Source organism: Paenibacillus sp. WC2504, assembly GCF_052682475.1.
This window is the reverse complement of the sequence record NZ_JBQZFH010000001.1, coordinates 5,631,732-5,649,743: the sequence shown is the minus strand read 5'-3', so window position 1 is coordinate 5,649,743 and position 18,012 is coordinate 5,631,732. Positions and strand designations below refer to the sequence as shown.

14 protein-coding genes and 1 pseudogene are annotated in these 18,012 nt (G+C 46.1%); 14 read left to right on the top strand and 1 reads right to left on the bottom strand.

The window, feature by feature from the left end:
• Nucleotides 1–67 precede the first annotated feature (67 nt).
• From ACUN27_RS25330 to ACUN27_RS25320, 3 genes and pseudogenes are all read left to right on the top strand, one after another.
• A complete protein-coding gene (locus ACUN27_RS25330) occupies nucleotides 68–907 on the top strand; it encodes a hypothetical protein (RefSeq protein ID WP_326061532.1) in 840 nt (279 codons plus the stop codon).
• Between the two features lie 326 nt (nucleotides 908–1,233).
• Nucleotides 1,234–1,461, top strand: a pseudogene (locus ACUN27_RS25325) (helix-turn-helix domain-containing protein); the annotation flags it as partial.
• A 63-nt stretch (nucleotides 1,462–1,524) separates the two neighbouring features.
• Nucleotides 1,525–2,202 carry a substrate-binding domain-containing protein gene (locus tag ACUN27_RS25320; protein ID WP_326061560.1) on the top strand — a complete coding sequence of 226 codons (678 nt, stop codon included), beginning with the start codon at nucleotides 1,525–1,527 and terminating at the stop codon, nucleotides 2,200–2,202.
• Here ACUN27_RS25320 and ACUN27_RS25315 read toward each other — a convergent pair.
• Nucleotides 2,156–3,055, bottom strand: coding sequence for a LysR family transcriptional regulator (locus tag ACUN27_RS25315; protein WP_315948655.1), 900 nt, complete (start codon nucleotides 3,053–3,055; stop codon nucleotides 2,156–2,158). The two genes, ACUN27_RS25320 and ACUN27_RS25315, sit on opposite strands and share 47 nt — an antisense overlap.
• Nucleotides 3,056–3,345: 290 nt before the next feature.
• On the opposite strand from ACUN27_RS25315, the gene ACUN27_RS25310 reads away from it, so the two are divergent.
• The 11 genes from ACUN27_RS25310 (at nucleotide 3,346) to ACUN27_RS25260 (ending at nucleotide 17,824) form a co-directional block, all read left to right on the top strand.
• On the top strand, nucleotides 3,346–4,383 hold the full coding sequence (locus ACUN27_RS25310; protein ID WP_326061533.1) for an NADH:flavin oxidoreductase/NADH oxidase: 1,038 nt from the start codon (nucleotides 3,346–3,348) through the stop codon (nucleotides 4,381–4,383).
• A gap of 189 nt (nucleotides 4,384–4,572) precedes the next feature.
• The gene (locus ACUN27_RS25305) at nucleotides 4,573–6,003 is read left to right on the top strand and encodes a PTS mannitol transporter subunit IICB (RefSeq protein WP_315948658.1); all 1,431 of its coding nucleotides are present in this window, start codon (nucleotides 4,573–4,575) and stop codon (nucleotides 6,001–6,003) included.
• Between the two features lie 65 nt (nucleotides 6,004–6,068).
• On the top strand, nucleotides 6,069–8,108 hold the full coding sequence (locus tag ACUN27_RS25300) for a BglG family transcription antiterminator (protein WP_326061534.1): 2,040 nt from the start codon (nucleotides 6,069–6,071) through the stop codon (nucleotides 8,106–8,108).
• 24 nt (nucleotides 8,109–8,132) lie between these two features.
• A complete protein-coding gene (locus ACUN27_RS25295; protein ID WP_157324886.1) occupies nucleotides 8,133–8,567 on the top strand; it encodes a PTS sugar transporter subunit IIA in 435 nt (144 codons plus the stop codon).
• Nucleotides 8,567–9,724 (top strand): mannitol-1-phosphate 5-dehydrogenase, encoded by a 1,158-nt coding sequence (locus ACUN27_RS25290; protein ID WP_445560664.1) that lies wholly within the window; start codon nucleotides 8,567–8,569, stop codon nucleotides 9,722–9,724. Before ACUN27_RS25295 ends, ACUN27_RS25290 begins: the two co-directional genes overlap by 1 nt.
• A 30-nt stretch (nucleotides 9,725–9,754) precedes the next feature.
• On the top strand, nucleotides 9,755–11,482 hold the full coding sequence (gene ptsP, locus ACUN27_RS25285) for a phosphoenolpyruvate--protein phosphotransferase (RefSeq protein WP_445560663.1): 1,728 nt from the start codon (nucleotides 9,755–9,757) through the stop codon (nucleotides 11,480–11,482).
• Nucleotides 11,479–11,742, top strand: coding sequence for an HPr family phosphocarrier protein (locus ACUN27_RS25280; protein ID WP_315948663.1), 264 nt, complete (start codon nucleotides 11,479–11,481; stop codon nucleotides 11,740–11,742). Before ptsP ends, ACUN27_RS25280 begins: the two co-directional genes overlap by 4 nt.
• 1,142 nt (nucleotides 11,743–12,884) lie before the next feature.
• Complete coding sequence (locus tag ACUN27_RS25275) at nucleotides 12,885–14,012, top strand: glycoside hydrolase family 88 protein (protein WP_445559748.1); 1,128 nt, start codon at nucleotides 12,885–12,887, stop codon at nucleotides 14,010–14,012.
• Between the two features lie 151 nt (nucleotides 14,013–14,163).
• Nucleotides 14,164–15,150: an ABC transporter permease gene (locus tag ACUN27_RS25270; protein ID WP_445559747.1), complete on the top strand. Its 987-nt coding sequence runs from the start codon at nucleotides 14,164–14,166 to the stop codon at nucleotides 15,148–15,150.
• A gap of 12 nt (nucleotides 15,151–15,162) precedes the next feature.
• The gene (locus ACUN27_RS25265) at nucleotides 15,163–16,038 is read left to right on the top strand and encodes a carbohydrate ABC transporter permease (RefSeq protein WP_445559746.1); all 876 of its coding nucleotides are present in this window, start codon (nucleotides 15,163–15,165) and stop codon (nucleotides 16,036–16,038) included.
• Between the two features lie 103 nt (nucleotides 16,039–16,141).
• Nucleotides 16,142–17,824 carry an extracellular solute-binding protein gene (locus ACUN27_RS25260; protein WP_315948671.1) on the top strand — a complete coding sequence of 561 codons (1,683 nt, stop codon included), beginning with the start codon at nucleotides 16,142–16,144 and terminating at the stop codon, nucleotides 17,822–17,824.
• The last annotated feature ends 188 nt before the right edge of the window (nucleotides 17,825–18,012 follow it).

Here is an 18,012-nt window from a genome sequence, read left to right as displayed (position 1 = left end):
ATTTGTTCTATGATTTCAATTTATCTTAAAATATTACGTAAATATGAAGATATAATAGGAGATTCAAATGAAAAATATGATTGATAAATCTGTAAGTACTAGTATTGAAATCGTTGAACGAGAAGCCTGGTTGGATTTAGTTGTTGCTGCTCCAGCGGACTATGTTGAAAGCTCCAAAGTTTCCTCTGCGCGATTGGGTGCGATGGTTGGAATTGCAGATTTAGGCGTACCTATCACGGAATTTAATCGGATTCTTGGCTTGGGAATTGGAAAACCTGTAAACGAAGCCGAGTTGGACCAGGCCATTGCGTGGATGAATGACAATGCCGCTGCTTCATTCGCTTTGCAAGTTTCTCCAAACGCGCTTCCAGAAGCCAGATTGGAGGAGTGGATTCTAGAAAGAGGTTTTAAAAACGCTGGAAATGGATGGGCGAAGCTATATAGAGATTCTGTACCTGTGGTAGATCAAGCGGTTCCTACTACACTTGATGTACGTCTTGTTGAGGCGCATCAGGCGGAAGAATTTGGCAGAGTTGCGCAGGCCGCGTTTGGTCTCCCGGAAACCATAATCCCATTATTATCGGCTATCGTTGGACGTCCAAATTGGAAGGCTTATCTCGCTTATGATGGAGATACTCCCGTTGCTTCCGGAGCGATGTTTCTGGATAACAAATGGGCTTGGCTCGGTGTAGATGCAACGCTGCCCGATTATCGTGGCAGAGGGGCACAAAATGCACTAATCAGACAACGGGTATCGGAAGGAATCTCTGCAGGAGTCGTTGGCTTTACGGCAGAAACCGGACAACCGCCTGAGGGACAAGAAGGTTCAAATAAGTCTTTTAACAATTATCACCGTTCAGGGTTTACTCGAGTTTATGCGCGTCGGAATTATAAATTTGGCATCTAAAACGCATCTAAAACAAATTGACGATTTGGGGTAAGCTTTTGAGCGATTCATCTCTAACAGGGGAAATACAGGGCGCTATTTCATCGAAATAGGCTCTTTTTCGCGTGGAGAGGGAACTGTGATCCCCTATTTATTCGTTTGCGCAGGCGCAGATGTCATAACTTTTTGTTATGCATGCCAAACTTAATGATAGTACTATTCTCGCATTCATCGTGTTACGGTATGGCTACAGCAGTCAAATTAATTGACCTGTATATAAATAAATTTATTTATGAATCTTTATTTTGTAATTTGTTGTGTATGTGAGAAAACCTTACAATGACAACATGTGCTTTTTCGCTAATGTGATTCTTTTTATAAAAGAGGAAGGAGTGGCCATGGTCGATTTCGAATGGTATAGAAGCTTTATTGCTATTTTTAAGCACAATTCCGTATCGGAGGCCGCTAAAACGCGGATAATGACCCAGCCCGCATTGAGTCAGCACCTCGCCTGCCTTGAATCGGAAGTCGGTGAACCGTTGTTCATTCGAACTTCACGAAAAATGGTGCCGACCGAACGAGGAAAGCAGCTGTATTCTCATCTAGCGCCCCTAATAGAATCATTAGAGGAAAAAACGATGGGTTTAAAATTGCATCTATCACCAACCATGAATCCGATCAAAATTGGTGCAACACCGGAGTTGTTCACTGAGAGCATATTGCCGCATTTATCGGGATTGAAATTGGATACGACAACGTACTTTGGGGACGCAGAGCAGCTGCTCGAACTTTTAAAAGAAGAACGTGTAGATCTTATTTTAACCAATCAAAGATTCTTAACGCCCGGAATCGAATATGTACGGCTTATGGAAGAGAGCTTTGTCATTGTTGCACCGATGGAGACGCCCGTGCCGGACTTCACGCTTTTGAAGGAGAAGGAAAGATGGCTTTCCGAACAAAAGTGGATCAGCTATGGCCTGGAACTTCCAATCATAAGAAGATACTGGAAAGAGTTTTTCAAGAAAGGACCACTCATTAATCCAGCCCATGTCATCCCTAGCATGCATTTAATTCTAAAGGCCGTTGAGGAAGGAGCGGGGATGAGTCTGCTCCCGACACATATTCTGAAACATCAGCATGGAACAAATCCGAGATGGAAAATCATTTTCGAAGATTTGAAGGTTCATAATGAAATATTCATTGGCTTTAAATCCAAACATAAACATGTGCTCGTCATCAATGAATTTATTCAGCGTGTTTCGGAGGATGTCAGGGATGAACCGAGAGATGTTCATTTGGCTTCGAACTCGCATTAAATAAAGTTAATAATTGCTTACTTATCGATTTTTCACGGGTAACGACAGAGATTTGACGGGTTAATCTGAAATCTGTAATCGGGATTGCTTTAATCGCATCATTCGTTTGGTTAATGAAGATTTCAGGCAAAATGGTAATGCCCAGATTGGCTTGTACAAAACCAAGGATGCTCTGTCCCAATTCAATTTCTAACGCGATATGTAACGTTTCTCCTCTTGTTGAGAATTCCTTTTCCACCAACATCCTGACATCGCACCCCTCAGGCAGCATAACAAAGGGGTCGTCCTTTATCTCATGAAAGGATACTTTTTCTTTATTTCCGAATAAGGGATGATTGGCATTCACAAATAAGAAGAAGTTTTCTTTAAAAACGGGGGTCGAGTGAAAGTGATGTTGTACGCCTCTGTCATCAAATAGGGCAGCATCGATGGTGCCATTTTCAATATTTTTTATCAGGTCAAAAAAGCTGTAAAACACCCTGAGTTTGAATGCCATTTTGATATCTTCCTGTTGATTAGCGGCCATATGGTTTGGCAAAAACATGGTGGCAACGCTTGGCCATGATCCAATGACAAGATCAACTTTGCCCTCTTCTTGACTTAGCGCAATCTCTCTTCTCAGATCATTTAGTTCGTTCATAATTTTCTTGCTTCTTTCAAGTAAAATCTGGCCGGATTGCGTCAGCGTTACACCTGTGGATGAACGCACTAATAATTGAGCTCCTAATTCATCCTCCAAGGTCCGAATTTGTTTGCTTAAGGCAGGCTGACTAATATGCAGGATTTCACTAGCTTTTGTTAAACTCTTCGTTTCAGCCGTCTGCCGGAAGGCTTCTAACCATTCGATCTTCACGTCCATCCCCCATAACTTTTGGTTATTCCTCACCTAACTTATCGGTAGTTCGAATCGCAGCTCTAAGATGTTACAGTATGGATACGGCAAACACGACGAAATGCTAAGATGATCTTTTGCATTTCGGGAACAAATTATTTACGTAAGTATACATGGAGCCCTGGTAATATATCCAACAATGGGGGTCTGGCCTATCTCTATTGAATAGGCTGTTTGATGGTTATGCTACTGGTTATGGTTTTAAAATATATGATGACTCTTTGCTCGATTAACAATAGGAGGAACAAATAATGGACCATTTATTTACACCCTATAAGCTGAAAGGTCTGGAACTGAAAAATCGTGTCGTCATGCCGCCGATGTGTCAATATGCGGTCAGGAATAATGACGGAGTCGTCAACGATTGGCATTATAATCACTATCTTAGCCGCGCCATTGGCGGAGCAGGACTGATCATTATTGAGATGACGGATATTGAGCCGGACGGCCGAATTACCGATTTTGATCTTGGGTTATGGTCTGACGAGCAGATCGCTCCATTAAAGCGCATCGTTGATGCCGTTCACCAATACGGGGCAAAAGTGGGCATTCAGATTGCTCATGCGGGACGCAAAGCGGAACACGCCGAAGTTCCTGTAGCGCCGTCCGCTTTTGCATTCGATGAGACGGAGACATACAAGACACCTCGGGCATTGACTACAGACGAAATCAAGCAAATGGTGGACAAGTATCGTTTGGCAGCTGAACGTGCTATCAAGGCTGGCGTAGATACGATTGAAATTCATGGAGCTCACGGCTATTTGATTCACCAGTTCCAATCTGCGTATACAAATAAACGCACGGATGAATACGGCAAAGATTTGCCATTGTTCGGCCAGCAGGTTATTCGAGCCGTCAAGAGCGTGATGCCTGATGACATGCCGCTTTTTATGCGTATTTCGGCCAGAGAGTATGTGGACGGTGGTTATGGGCTTGAGGAAAGTATTGCCTTTTCCAAAGTGTATAAGGAGGCGGGTGTAGACCTGTTTCATATCAGTTCCGGTGGAGAAGGGCCTATTCTGGCGCACGGAAGACCGGGTACCCATGTGGCGTATCAGGTACCTATGGCAAGAGAAATCAGGAATGCGCTGAATGTACCGGTTATTGCCGTAGGACGGTTAGATGATCCGGCATTAGCGAACGCCGTGATCGGCAACGAAGATGCAGATCTCGTGGCAGTGGGCCGCGGGATGTTAAGAAATCCGTATTGGACGCTTGAAGCCGCCAAAAAGCTAGGGAAAGAAATAGAGTTTCCTGGTGTATATGGCATGGGTTTTGGACTTAAATAAATAGATCATAATGAGAAGGCAGTCGGTGATCAACCGGCTGTCTTTTGTACGTTAACGGGAAGCGCTGTATTGGCAGGTTTAAATGATGTCAACATTATTCATGACGAAAAGGGATTTTGATTTGATTGAACATGAAAGCGTTTTTGCATTACGATAAGATCATGAAACAGACAAAGGGAGGTTATTCTAATGAGTGAAATTGCTGCACAAAAGCAAGGATCATCCGGCGGATTCCGGGTGAAAGTGCAAAGTTTCGGTCGTTTCTTAAGCGGCATGGTGATGCCTAATATCGGGGCGTTTATCGCTTGGGGATTGATTACAGCTTTATTTATTCCGACTGGGTGGATTCCAAATGAATATTTGGCTAAGCTCGTAGGTCCAATGATAACTTATCTTCTTCCGCTCTTGATTGGGTATACGGGAGGAACGATGATCCATGGCACACGCGGTGGTGTCATCGGAGCCGTAACCACGATGGGGGTTGTCATCGGGACGGATATTCCGATGTTTATGGGGGCAATGATTGTAGGTCCTTTCGCCGCGTGGGTGCTGAAGCAGTTCGATAAGTCGATTGAGGGTAAAATTAAGTCCGGTTTCGAAATGCTTGTTAACAATTTCTCATCAGGCATCATTGGAGCCATACTAGCCGTTCTGGCTTACACGGTTGTCGGTCCTGCCGTTCAGGTCGTGAGCAAAGCATTAGCTTCCGGAGTTCAAGCGTTAGTCAACGCAGGTTTGCTTCCGCTGGCCAATATTCTCATCGAACCAGGTAAGGTGCTGTTCTTGAACAACGCGATTAACCACGGCGTTCTAAGCCCGATCGCGCTTGATCAAGCTTCCAAAACAGGCAAGTCCATCTTATTCATGCTAGAGTCCAATCCTGGTCCAGGACTTGGTATACTACTGGCCTACTGGATTGTTGGACGCGGTGCAGCGAAACTTTCCGCTCCGGGTTCTGCTATCATTCACTTTTTCGGCGGTATCCATGAAATCTATTTCCCATACATCCTGATGAATCCGCGTCTTATTCTAGCGGTAATTGCAGGTGGTGTGACAGGTACTTTCACGTTCTCTCTTTTCAATGCAGGTCTGGTTGCGCCTCCTTCACCGGGAAGTATTTTTGCTTACATCGCTATGGCTCCAAAAGGCGGTATGCTGCCGATTTTCAGCGGCGTAATCACTTCTGCGATCGTTTCTTTCGCAGTAGGTGCTCTGTTGTTGAAAACAACGAAGCAAACGGAAAGCGAAGATTTGGATCAGGCTAAAGCTAGAATGAAAGAAATGAAGCAAGCCCCGGCTGCAGCGGCAGCAGAGCGTGTAGATGTTCCTGTAATGAAGTCTGCCAACAATGTGCAGAAAATCGTTTTCTCCTGCGATGCCGGGATGGGATCGAGCGCGATGGGGGCTTCTATTTTAAGAAAGAAAATGAAAGAAGCCAGCATCAATATTAACGTCGTCAATACAGCCATTAATGATATCCCATCCGATGCTGACATCGTGATTACGCATAAATCCTTGACGGATCGCGCACGAAACAAAGCACCGCAAGCTGAACATATTTCCATTGATAATTTCATGAAAAGCCCGGAATATGATGAGCTCGTGAAACGATTGGGTTAAATAGAAGGTTCTAACGCTGGCATCTTGCCGGCGTTATCTCCATTTTGTTCATGAGGAGAATAATCATGAGCCTCTCAAACAGGCATCGTCAAATCCTTGAGCTGTTAATGAAGCAAAGGGATGACATTACGGCAGGAGAGATAGCTGCTGAGATTAATGTAAGCACTAGAACTGTTCATAGAGAATTGTCTGAGCTGGAGACGGTTCTGGCGAATCTCAGTATAGCGCTCCGTAAGAAATCGGGGAAAGGGATTCAACTTCTAGCGGAGCCGGAGAAATTAGAGGCATTGAGGCAACTGCTCGATGGCAGGGTGAATGTGGCGTATTCAGCCGAGGAACGAAGAATGCTGCTGTTATGCCTGCTGCTTCAGGAGGAGGAACCCGTTAAGCTTTTTACATTGTCGCATGATTTAGCTGTCACGATTCCAACCATTACGAATGATCTGGATGAGTTAGATAGCTGGGTTAAGAGATCCAATCTCACCCTCGTTCGCAAAAGGGGTTATGGCGTTGAATTGAGCGGTACAGAAGCTAATAAACGGAGGATGATCTTACATCTGGCGAAGAATGGGCTCGATGAGTCTGATCTCTTTGGAAAAAATGAGAGCCAACATTCACCTTTAGCGCAAAAGCTTTTGAAGCTGATAGGTAAAGAGAATTTTACAAAAGTGGAAGAAGCGCTTTGGCTGGCCGAAGATGAAGGCTTAAGCGAAATATCGGAGGAGGAGTATACGAATTTACTTATTTCCCTCTCGATAACGATTGCCAGAATTCAGATGGGCAGACCGATCGAGGTGAATAGTGATCATCACTCGGCGCGTCCAAGCAAACTGCTTACCCATACCATTGATCATTTGACAGAAAAAATTCCAATCCAGTTAATGCCTGCTGAAATATCGTATATTGCTGAGCTGCTGGAACCTACTTCTGAACCTCATGCCAATTTGCTGTTTCCGATCGATGAGCTGAGTTACATGGAGATGGTATGGAAGCTGATCCGGAGAATGGAAAGAAGTCTAGGCGTTCCGTTCAGCGACGATCGTTCCTTGAAAGAAGGGCTGCTGAGTCATCTGGAGTCCGCGATTAAGCGGTTATTGGCGGGAGCTACGATTCGCAATCCGCTTTTGACGCAAATTAAAAAAGATTATGAATTACTGTTCGAAGCTATTCGGGAAGCTGTCGATGCGACTATCAGTGAAATTGCTATACCAGACGAAGAAATCGGGTTCCTGGTCATGCATTTCGGTGCTTCCATCGAGAGGCAGAAACAATTTAAGCGAAATGTAAGAGCCATTCTGGTCTGTACCAGCGGCATAGGCACCTCCAAAATGTTGGCTGTACGCCTAACGAAGGAGCTTCCGCAAATCAATATTATTGGCAATGCTTCCTGGTTTGAAGCTGCGCGTATTCCTAAGAAGGACTACGATTTAATCATATCGACTGTGGACCTACCACTCCCTTCCGATCAATACATGAAACTCAGTCCCTTATTGACGAAAGATGAGGCGGAGCGGCTAAGGCTTTTTATTCAAAATGTGACACTGCAAAAAGAATCGGGTGAACCGATTCACATGCACCTGGAGGCAGGATCAAAAGATCGGCTGCATCGCATCCAGTTCTATATTAATGAAATTGTAAGCATTATTGATCAATTTACGGTGTTTCACATCGAGCAAAGTTATGAAAACTTGGAAGAGGCCTTGCAGGATATATGCAGCTATGTCAGCAGATGGGGTGTCATTGACGAAGTAAAACCTATCGTTGAGCTGCTGCTTGCGCGGGAGAAGTTAAGCAGTCAAGTGATCCCTGACACGGGGCTTGCGCTCTTCCATATTCGAAGTGAACAGGTGAAAAAGCCTTCCTTCACTTTGTTTCGATTAGCGGATGACTTGCCGTTAGAAAGCGGGAAACAATCCGGCGTGAGACAATTGCTGCTTATGCTCGGTCCGCAGGAGCTCTCGAAGGAGAGCTTGGAAGTGCTTAGTGAAATTAGCTCTTTCCTGCTCATCCCTGAAATGATCGACCTGTTGAAATCGGGCAGCCAGTCAGAAATTAAACACTTTTTATCGCAAGAGTTAGCAGCTTTTCTAGAGAATAAAAAATAAATCGGATATGGGGAGAGATCTACGATGAGTATCTTATCAACCAATAAAGTAAAGCTGAATGCGAAACCCAAAGACAAATTCGAGGCCATTCGAATGGCGGGCCAATTGCTGGTTGATGCAGGTCATGCTTCAGCCGGTTATATCGATAAAATGATCGAGAGAGAGCAAACCTTATCGACATTCATGGGCAATGGATTGGCCATTCCACACGGCACACAGGATTCCAAATCATTGATCCTCTCCACGGGACTATCCATTGTTCAAATCCCGGACGGTGTAGACTTCGGTGACGGAGAGACGGCCAATCTGGTGATCGGGATTGCGGCTGCAGGCAATGATCATCTGGACATTTTGACGAATGTCGCGATGATTTGCTCGGAAGATGAGAACATCGAGCAGATTATGCAAGCTTCTACTCCTGAAGCGATGGTGAAGATTTTCGAAAGCGGGATGGAATGATGAAAGCTGTACATTTTGGAGCGGGTAACATCGGAAGAGGCTTCATCGGATTGCTTTTGTCACAAGCCGGATATGAAGTTATCTTCTCAGATGTCAACGATACCTTGGTGGAGCTGCTGCAGGAAAGAAAAACGTATACGGTGCGTTATGCGAATGAAGCGCAAGAGACCTTCACGGTTTCAGGCGTTACAGCGATCAACGGCAAAAATCTGGAAGATGTAGCCGAAGCCGTTGCACAAGCTGATCTTGTGACAACAGCGGTTGGCGTCAATATTCTGAAGCACATTGCAGGCGGAATTGCTAAAGGGATCGAGCGAAGGATCGCGAGGGGAGCCGCGCCGCTGCACATCATTGCTTGTGAGAATGCGATTGGCGGCAGTTCGCAGCTTAAAGAGCATGTGTATGCTTTGTTAAGTGAAGAGCTGCGTGCGAAAGCAGAGACGGCTGTTGCCTTTCCGGATGCTGCTGTGGATCGAATCGTTCCTATTCAGCATAACGAGGATCCGCTTCAAGTGACTGTGGAGCCTTTCTACGAGTGGGTTGTTGATGAGTCGCAAATGCTGGAAGGCTTCACTCGCATTGACGGCGTTCATTATGTTAAGACGCTAGAGCCTTACATTGAGCGCAAACTGTTTACCGTTAATACGGGTCATTGCAGCGCTGCCTATCTTGGCTATTTGCAAGGTTACGCAACGATTCAAGAGGCGATGGCTAATCCACAAATTGCTTCATTAGTGAGGCATGTTATGCACGAGACGGGTTCGATCCTGATCAAAAAGCATGACTTTGAGCTTGCGCAGCATGAGATCTATATCGATAAGATATTGCAAAGATTCACGAACCCCTACTTGATTGATGATGTAGCGCGCGTAGGAAGATCACCGATTCGTAAATTATCGGCGAATGATCGGCTGGTCAGACCAGCAATGCAAGGGTATGAGCTAGGGATGACCCCATCTTATCTTACTATGGTCATGGCTGCTGCCCTGCTGTTTAAGGATCCAGCGGATCCTGAAGCTGTCCAAATTCAAGCGGATCTGCAAGATCTGGGTCTTGCTGGGACGATTACCAAGTACACGACGATTGGGGAAGAGCACCCCATTCATCAGATGATTCGAACGCATTACGAACAATTTAAACAAACCGTTGTTTCTTAAAGAAAGGGGAGTTACCTCATGGCGAACATGATGACCAAACGTCTAACCGGCATAGCTGCTTCCCCCGGCATTGCGCTGGCCAAAGCTTTTCGATTGAATAAGGAGCAGTACGAGCCCGTGGCTGTGGAAGTGGCCGACAAGGATCAGGAGGTCCTTCGTTTTAGTAAAGCTGTGGAAGAAACCAAACAAGAATTAGAAGAGATTAAAGATTTGACTGAGCAGCGAATGGGTGCGGCAAAAGCGGAAATTTTCGAAGCACACTTGATGCTTCTTGAAGATCCTGATTATATAGATGCCATTATAGATAGCATTAAAGATGAAAGCATGAATGCGGAATTCAAGCTTCATGAAGTTGCAAGCAGCTTTATTGAAGTGCTCAGCTCGATGGATAATGAGCTGCTTCGTGAGCGCGCGGCTGATGTTCGTGACGTCACCGGGCGAATCATGAGCAAGCTTCGCCGCGTTTCCTATGCAGCGATTACGGCTATTAATGAACCGTGTATTCTGATCGCTGATGATCTGACGCCTTCTGATACGGCACAATTAAATCTTGACTATGTGCTTGGTTTTGTGACTGAGGTTGGCAGCCGTACCTCTCATTCCGCTATCATGGCTCGCTCGCTGGAAGTGCCTGCTGTTGTTGGTGCAGGTGAAGGGGTCAAAGACATCGCGACAGGTACGATGCTTATCCTGGATGCAGTTGAAGGTGTAGTGCTCGTCGCGCCAAGCGATCAAGAGGTTGAGGCGTATCAGACGCGTAAACAATCATACGACGAGAGAAGAGCCGAACTGCGCAAGCTCATCCATGAGCCGACGCTTTCTGCGGATGATCATCGTGTAGAGTTGGCTGCCAATATTGGCAGTGTGGAGGATTTGCAAAAGGTTCTTGCGAATGGAGCGGAAGGGATCGGATTATTCCGAACCGAATTCCTGTATATGGGGCGCAGCGCTCTGCCGAGCGAAGAAGAACAGTTTCAGATTTATAAACATGTTTTGGAACGAATGGACAACAAACCTGTTGTCATTCGCACCCTTGATATTGGCGGAGACAAAGAGCTGCCATATATGAAGCTGCCAGTTGAAAGCAATCCATTTCTTGGGTTACGTGCAGTACGTTTATGCTTGAGCCAAGAAGACTTGTTTCGTACGCAGCTTCGAGCGCTTCTGAGAGCAAGCAGTTATGGGCAATTGAAAATCATGTTTCCTATGATTGCTGTCATGGATGAGCTGCTAGCTGCCAAACAATTGTTGCAGGAGGAGAAAGAGAAGCTTATACAAGAAGGAATCTCAGTGTCCGCGAACATTGAAGTTGGGATTATGATTGAAGTGCCTGCTGCAGCAATAGCAGCTGATTCGTTGGCGAAAGAGGCCGATTTCTTCAGTATTGGCACCAATGACCTCATTCAATATACGATGGCTGCGGATCGGATGAATGAGACCGTTTCTTACTTATATCAACCCTGTCATCCGTCCATTCTTCGCTTAATCCAAATGGTTATCCAAGCTGCGAGCAAGGAAGGCAAATGGGTGGGCATGTGTGGCGAAATGGCTGGAGATGAGCACGCAATCCCTATTTTACTCGGCATGGGACTTCATGAATTCAGCATGAGTGCCAGCTCGATTTTACCTGCAAGAGCCTTGATCAAAAAGACCTCACAACAAGAATGGGCCGGCTATACCCAGCAAATTCTGGCGATGAGCAGCCAAGCCCAAATCAAACAGTTTGTAGAACAGAAGACAAGGAGTGATCTAGCATGATATCTCAAACTTTTACGGTGTTGAATCCATCTGGCTTCCATGCCCGCCCGACCAAAGTATTCGTTCAAAAGGTTGGCACGTTTCCCTGCAAAGTAAGTGTCATCAAAGGGGAGAAGAAGGTCAACGGCAAAAGCTCGCTGAGTATGCTGACGCTCGGCATTCAACAGAATGACGAAGTGACATTGGAAGTGGATGGAGAGCAAGAGGAGCAAGCGATGCAAGAGTTAGGTGCTTTGTTGACGCATATCTTTGAGGAGTAAAATGGTTCTGGTGAAAAACGAAAGTGTGAGCAGTGTGCTCACATTTTCGTTTTTTTGCATTTTTTGGGCTTCTCGAAAACAGCCAACTAAGGTGAGCATCCACTGCTATCGTTACTCCGAGCGGATGATCCACTAAGGCATTGTAAGCTAGGGGAGATGGAATAACTACCGTCAATCTGCGGTGCTCAGTAGCAGGGCAACGAAATAACAGTAGAAACTCAATCTATATCAGCGGTAGGGGACTGAATTTGGGTATTTTTAGCAAGATTAACAACAGAAAATCCAGCTACTTAGTAAAAAAATGAACAATTGCAGCAAATAGCAGGAGGAATCGGCGTTACCTTAAAATGACATAACTGTGTGTAAAATCCAAGGTCCTGATGCCGAGGTTGCGATCCAGCCTGGGGGAACTACGGGGCGTTATTTCTGCGAAATGGGCATTTTCCACAAGCGAGGGGAACTACAGTACACTATTTTGCCAATTTCACAGGAAAAAAGGCTCGCGGAGGACATATAAAGCCCTGTAGTTCCGTTTCCGCGGAAACGGGCTGAATTTGCTAGAATAGTGACCTGTAGTTCCCCAAAGGTGTATCGTCGACCAACTTAACGCTAGTATGAGGTTCCCCCTCCGCCAAAATGTCTCAGTAACGCTGAATTTTTAGCAACACTGGGTGATCTCCACCCCCAATTTCGCTTCTACCAGGCTCTTAACAAGCTAAACGCCGGAGGAGAAGGTAACTCCTCCAACGGTTCCTTTCTCCCATCGAACTACAGGACGCTATTTAATTGGAAATAGGTCCTTTTTTGTGTTCGTTAGCGGAGTAACTGGAATTTCTACTGTTAAAATTGGTACGGAGTAGGAATCTTGATGAAATAACTGGAAGTTGTGCAGCTAACTCAGTCAATTCGCCTCAATCCGGATGAAACTTGAGGAATTAGCGGAGAAATTTCCATCTAATTCCATGTGTTCAGCAGAAACGAACAAATTAGCAGCACTTTTTCCCGTTAACATTTAAGGGTAGGGGGAGGCCAAACGGCTAAGCCGCAAATGCCGAGAACCTGTTAATCCAGCAAAAACATGTATATTGAGCACCAAGCGCTGATCTGTTTATGCTAGGAGCACAACGGATGGGAGTGAAAACATGAATACAACAGAGCAATGGATACAAGAAGCATGGAACTCGGGAATCAGCAAAGTGATGAATGCAAGCCGGCGAATCGGAGCCGCATTCCCGCACGGCTCGCAGGATGGAAGGTTTCAACTTATGTCACCGCACTATTGGACAGCCGGCTTCTGGCCTGGACTGTTATGGCTCGCTTATAGAGACCGGCAAGCGGACGAATTACGCCAACTGGCTGAGAGCTGTGAAGAGCAGCTGGATGAAGTGCTGCAGGGCTACGAGCGGTTGGATCACGATATGGGTTTTATGTGGACGCTGACCTCGATCGCCAATTGGCAATTGACTGGAAATGAGCCATCCAAACGCAGAGCATTGATGGTCGCCAGCCATCTGGCAGGTCGTTTTAATTTGCAGGGCAGCTTTATCAGGGCTTGGAATCACCCCGATCGTGTCGGATGGGCGATCATTGACTGCATGATGAATCTCCCACTGCTGCACTGGGCATCGAAGCAAACCGGCGATCCCAGGTTCAAACATATCGCCATCGCGCATGCGAAGATGGCTGTGAAACATTTTATACGCGAAGACGGTTCAGCCTATCATGTTGTATGTTTCGATCCGGAATCCGGAGAACGGACGGGGGCGCTCGGTGGCCAAGGCTATGCCGAGGATTCCGCTTGGTCGCGTGGTACAGCGTGGGCGATCCATGGGTCGATTTTGAGCTACCAGCATACGGGGGATCTAGCATTACTGGAAGCGGCCGAACGTGCAGCCGACTATTTCCTTACACATCTTCCGGCGGACAAGGTGCCGTATTGGGATTTCCGCTTACCTTCATTCGAAGGGGCGCCGAGGGATTCAAGCGCAGCCGCCATTGCGGCAAGCGGGCTGTTAAATCTGGCAGCTGCGTGCCAAGGGGAACGGGCTTCCTTTTATAGAGATCAGGCATGTGCCATCCTGCAATCCTTATCCCGCAACTACGTGGCAGATGATTCGGAAGAGGCCATTCTCGTTGCGGGCACCGGCAATTTGCCTGGCAATCAGAACATCAATAAGCCGTTAATCTATGGCGATTACTTTTACATGGAAGCTTTGTCCAAGCTGCGAGGTCATTCCTCCTTCTGGGAACCGGAGTCTCAGCATATTTAACTAATATTTTACAGGTGTATGGTCAGAAAAAGTGTATATTGCAGATACCCGCACAGCAAGCGCCTGTTTACTCATCGAAATCATGTATATTGTGCGAACGAACCAAAGCCCGGTAAGATGGGCTCAATCACAAGACGAGGAAGTGACAGCAATGAATAAGATGCTCCCGCCATCCTCGCCGGCCATCACAGGTCAGCCGAAAGCTTCGGCTAAGGCCAAACCCAACTGGTTGGTAAGGAAGTATGGAAAGCGGGTTTTGAAACAGAACATCCCCTTGTATATGATGTTTCTGCCTATCATGATTTTCTTTCTGGTCTTCAAGTATTATCCGATGACAGGCCTTGTAATCGCCTTTAAGAAGTACAGCTTTATTAAAGGGATATGGGGCAGCCCATGGGCAGGGCTCAGCTCGTTTAAGCTGATATTCAGCAACGATCAAATGATCGATATCATTTGGAACACGCTTCTGCTCAGTGGACTGTCGATTGTAATCGGCTTTCCGGTTCCGATCATTCTGGCGCTATTACTGAATGAAGTGAGGAAAATGGCGTTCAAACGAATGGTTCAAACGTTCGTCTATCTTCCGCATTTTCTCAATTGGGTCATCGTCGGGGGCATTGTCATTACCATGTTCTCCCAAAATACAGGCACAATTAATCATGTGATCGATCGGCTTTTTGGAACGACCATCCCATTTTTATATAAAGAATCAACATGGATTGGGATTTATATCGGATCGGGGATATGGAAGGATGCCGGCTGGGGAGCCATTATTTATTTGGCGGCGCTGACGTCCATCGATCAGAGTTTGTATGAGGCCGCCAGCATCGACGGGGCCAATAAGTGGCAGCAGATGCTCCGAATTACGCTTCCGGGCATTTTGCCAACGATCATTATTATGCTGATTTTGAAAATAGGTCACCTGATGGAAGTAGGCTTCGATCAAGTGTACGTCTTGCAAAACGATGCGGTTTCCCAAGTATCGGAAGTCATTAGTACGTTTATGTACAAAATTGGGGTTCAGCAGGCGAACTTCAGTTTAGCTACCGCAATGGGGCTGTTCGAATCCCTTGTCGGCTTGGTGCTGGTCGTTCTAGCGAACCGGATCGCACGTCAATTTGGTCAAGGCTTATGGTAGGAGGAGGAACTCATGAGCAGCACTAGAGGAGAGAAATTGTTTTACAGTATCAATTATGTCGTTTTATTTGTCATCGGTATGAGCTGCCTGCTACCGCTCGTTCACATTTTGGCGATGTCCTTAAGCGATAAACATGCCTTGATGTCCGGAGTCGTTAGCCTCTGGCCCGTGAATTTGGATTTCAGCGGCTATGAAGCCTTGTTTAAGGAAACGCCGATTTTGAGATCGCTTGTAAACAGCGTCATTATTACAGTTGTAGGCACCGTTCTTAATATAAGTTTTACAGTGCTTGCTGCGTATCCCTTGTCAAAGCGCTATTTTATCGGACGTAAATTTTATTCGTTCGCCATCATTTTTACGATGCTATTTTCAGCGGGATTAATTCCTACTTATTTGCTCCTCAAAAGCTTGGGCCTTCTAAATAACTATGGCGCCTTATGGCTGCCAGGGTTAGTGAGCGTCTGGAACCTGATGGTGTTAAGAAGCTTTTTTGAAGCGTTACCTGAGGAACTGGAAGAAGCTTCGCGAATTGACGGCTGCTCTGATTGGAGGCTGATCATACAAATTGTATTGCCGTTATCGATACCGGTAGTGGCCGCATTATCGCTCTTTTACGGAGTTAGCCACTGGAACGCCTTCATGAACGTGTTAATTTATATCAATGATGCAAGCAAGTTAAACTTAACGGTTCTCGTGCAGCAGTTGATTCAGAACCAGACGCTTATGCAGGAGATGGCGAATACGCAGCCTGAAATGGCTATGAAGCTGACGCCTGAAGGAATGAAAGCAGCCGGGGTCATTGTCATGACACTTCCGATGCTAATCGTGTACCCTTTTCTGCAAAAGTATTTCGTGAAGGGTGTCATGATTGGAGCTGTAAAAGGGTGATTTACCAAATTAAGGAGGTGATCCAGCCCTTCAAAACGTGGTAGATTTAGACAATAACGAAAAGCATAGCGGCGGTTAATTCACTAAGGGGTGACAACGGAACATGAAAAAAAACAAGTTGATGAAAACAGCATCCGTGACATTAGCTATGGTTGTATCGAGCTCAGCTCTACTTACAGCTTGCTCCACGGGGAAAGAAGCGGCGAATACGGCTTCAACGCCTAGCAGCGGGGCAACTGCAGCAGCAAGTGCGAAACCGGCGGGGCCAAAACCGAAAATTACCGTTTCCATCTACGACCGGAACGCGGTTCCTGAAGGAGAAGGCACGATTACGAATAATCGCTGGACGAAGTGGATTAACGAGAATGCACCCGTTCAAGTTGAATTTATTCCGGTTCCTCGTTCCAATTCGATCGAGAAATTCAACGTCATGTTTGCTTCGGGCGGGGCGCCTGACTTAATTATGGAGTTTTCGAATCCGTTTATGAAGGATCTGGCTTCCAAAGGGCAAATCATCCCGCTGGAAGACGCTATTTCCAAATATTCGACGACGTATAAGAAGCTGTTCCAGGAAAATCAGAACATTCAAAAACTCACCAAATTTAACGGCAAAACGTACTTCTTCGGGAGAACGACACCGTTTACGTCGAACCACTTCCTGATGATCCGCAAAGACTGGCTGGATAAGCTTAAGCTTCCCATGCCTACGACGACAGAGGAATATCTGAAGGTTGCGAAAGCTTTCACCGAACAAGATCCGGATGGAAACGGCAAAAAAGACACGCTTGGAACCACCTTCTGGGATGTCGATTATTTCTTCCAGCTAGGTCAAGCGAGCGATGAGTTGATGCCGATGTCGTCCATTACTTCTTATCATTTGCTGAACGACCAATATACGCGGACTTGGGACCGCCCGAAGGCTGATCTGGCGTTCAAGAAAAGCTTATATGACGCAGGTGCGGTAGATAAGGATATTTTTGCCGACAAAACCGGTGCGAAAGCACAGCAGGATTGGGTTAACGGGAAGCTTGGCATTTGGGGATCCGGCGGTTTGGAAGGAGCAGCAATCTATAACACTTATGAGTCGTTCAAGAAAAACAACCCGAGCGCTGAAGTAGCGATCTTGCCGCTTCCGAAGTCGGAATTCGGCCAATTCTCACCGGCGGCCAACCCTAACATGCAGTTTGTGGCGGGTATTAATGCAACAGCCAAGAATGTGGAAGCCGTCGTAAAATACGTAGATTGGCTGATGTCGCCTGACGTGCAGAAGACACTCATGTTCGGGATGGAAGGCGTACACTACAAGGTTGGCAGTGACGGGTGTCCGAAGCCGATCGATGTGGAGAAAAATAAAAAAGAGCTGAGCTGGAACGGCGACTTCCAAATGATGACCCAAACCGGCTCTATGGGCAAATGCGTGGAGTATTCAAATCAGCTTGATCCGAATAAACCCCTGGACAAAGAATATTTGAATTTGATTTCACAAGCACGTGCAGCTTATATAACGCCGGATCGTCCAAATACAACGGAGGCTATTCTGCCAGTCAGCTTGCCGGATGATATGACAGTCATTAAGAATACGCTCAAAACGACTTTAACGAACACTTATACGAAAGCCATTGTAAGCGGTGCAAGCTACTCCGTTGACCAAGCGATGAAGGACGCGCAAGACACTTGGGAAAAGGGCGGTGGCAAAGGCGTTGACGAATTTTTGAAGAAGGCCTATACCGATAACAAAAAAGATGTTATTTTCACCAAAGATTATTACAAGTATTTAAGTAAATAAAACGGACCTGCCTGTCTTCCTTTCCGTTTAACAACTATATTGGAATAGAACGAAGAAGAGGCTTCTCCAGCGCGAGTCAGGCGCGGGGGGGCCTTTTTGCCATGTGTGCTTATGCAGCGAAATTATGTATATTGCCTACGCATTGGGGCTGTATGATAAGATAGTTGTACTAATCCTGTTAAGGAGAG

Coding starts and splice junctions, on each gene's coding strand:
- ACUN27_RS25290 (WP_445560664.1), top strand. CDS start 8,567: ATGAAAGCTGTACATTTTGGAGCGGGTAACATCGGAAGAGGCTTCATC.
- ACUN27_RS25275 (WP_445559748.1), top strand. CDS start 12,885: ATGAATACAACAGAGCAATGGATACAAGAAGCATGGAACTCGGGAATC.
- ACUN27_RS25260 (WP_315948671.1), top strand. CDS start 16,142: ATGAAAAAAAACAAGTTGATGAAAACAGCATCCGTGACATTAGCTATG.
- ACUN27_RS25330 (WP_326061532.1), top strand. CDS start 68: ATGAAAAATATGATTGATAAATCTGTAAGTACTAGTATTGAAATCGTT.
- ptsP (WP_445560663.1), top strand. CDS start 9,755: ATGACCAAACGTCTAACCGGCATAGCTGCTTCCCCCGGCATTGCGCTG.
- ACUN27_RS25295 (WP_157324886.1), top strand. CDS start 8,133: ATGAGTATCTTATCAACCAATAAAGTAAAGCTGAATGCGAAACCCAAA.
- ACUN27_RS25320 (WP_326061560.1), top strand. CDS start 1,525: ATGGGTTTAAAATTGCATCTATCACCAACCATGAATCCGATCAAAATT.
- ACUN27_RS25310 (WP_326061533.1), top strand. CDS start 3,346: ATGGACCATTTATTTACACCCTATAAGCTGAAAGGTCTGGAACTGAAA.
- ACUN27_RS25265 (WP_445559746.1), top strand. CDS start 15,163: ATGAGCAGCACTAGAGGAGAGAAATTGTTTTACAGTATCAATTATGTC.
- ACUN27_RS25280 (WP_315948663.1), top strand. CDS start 11,479: ATGATATCTCAAACTTTTACGGTGTTGAATCCATCTGGCTTCCATGCC.
- ACUN27_RS25305 (WP_315948658.1), top strand. CDS start 4,573: ATGAGTGAAATTGCTGCACAAAAGCAAGGATCATCCGGCGGATTCCGG.
- ACUN27_RS25270 (WP_445559747.1), top strand. CDS start 14,164: ATGAATAAGATGCTCCCGCCATCCTCGCCGGCCATCACAGGTCAGCCG.
- ACUN27_RS25300 (WP_326061534.1), top strand. CDS start 6,069: ATGAGCCTCTCAAACAGGCATCGTCAAATCCTTGAGCTGTTAATGAAG.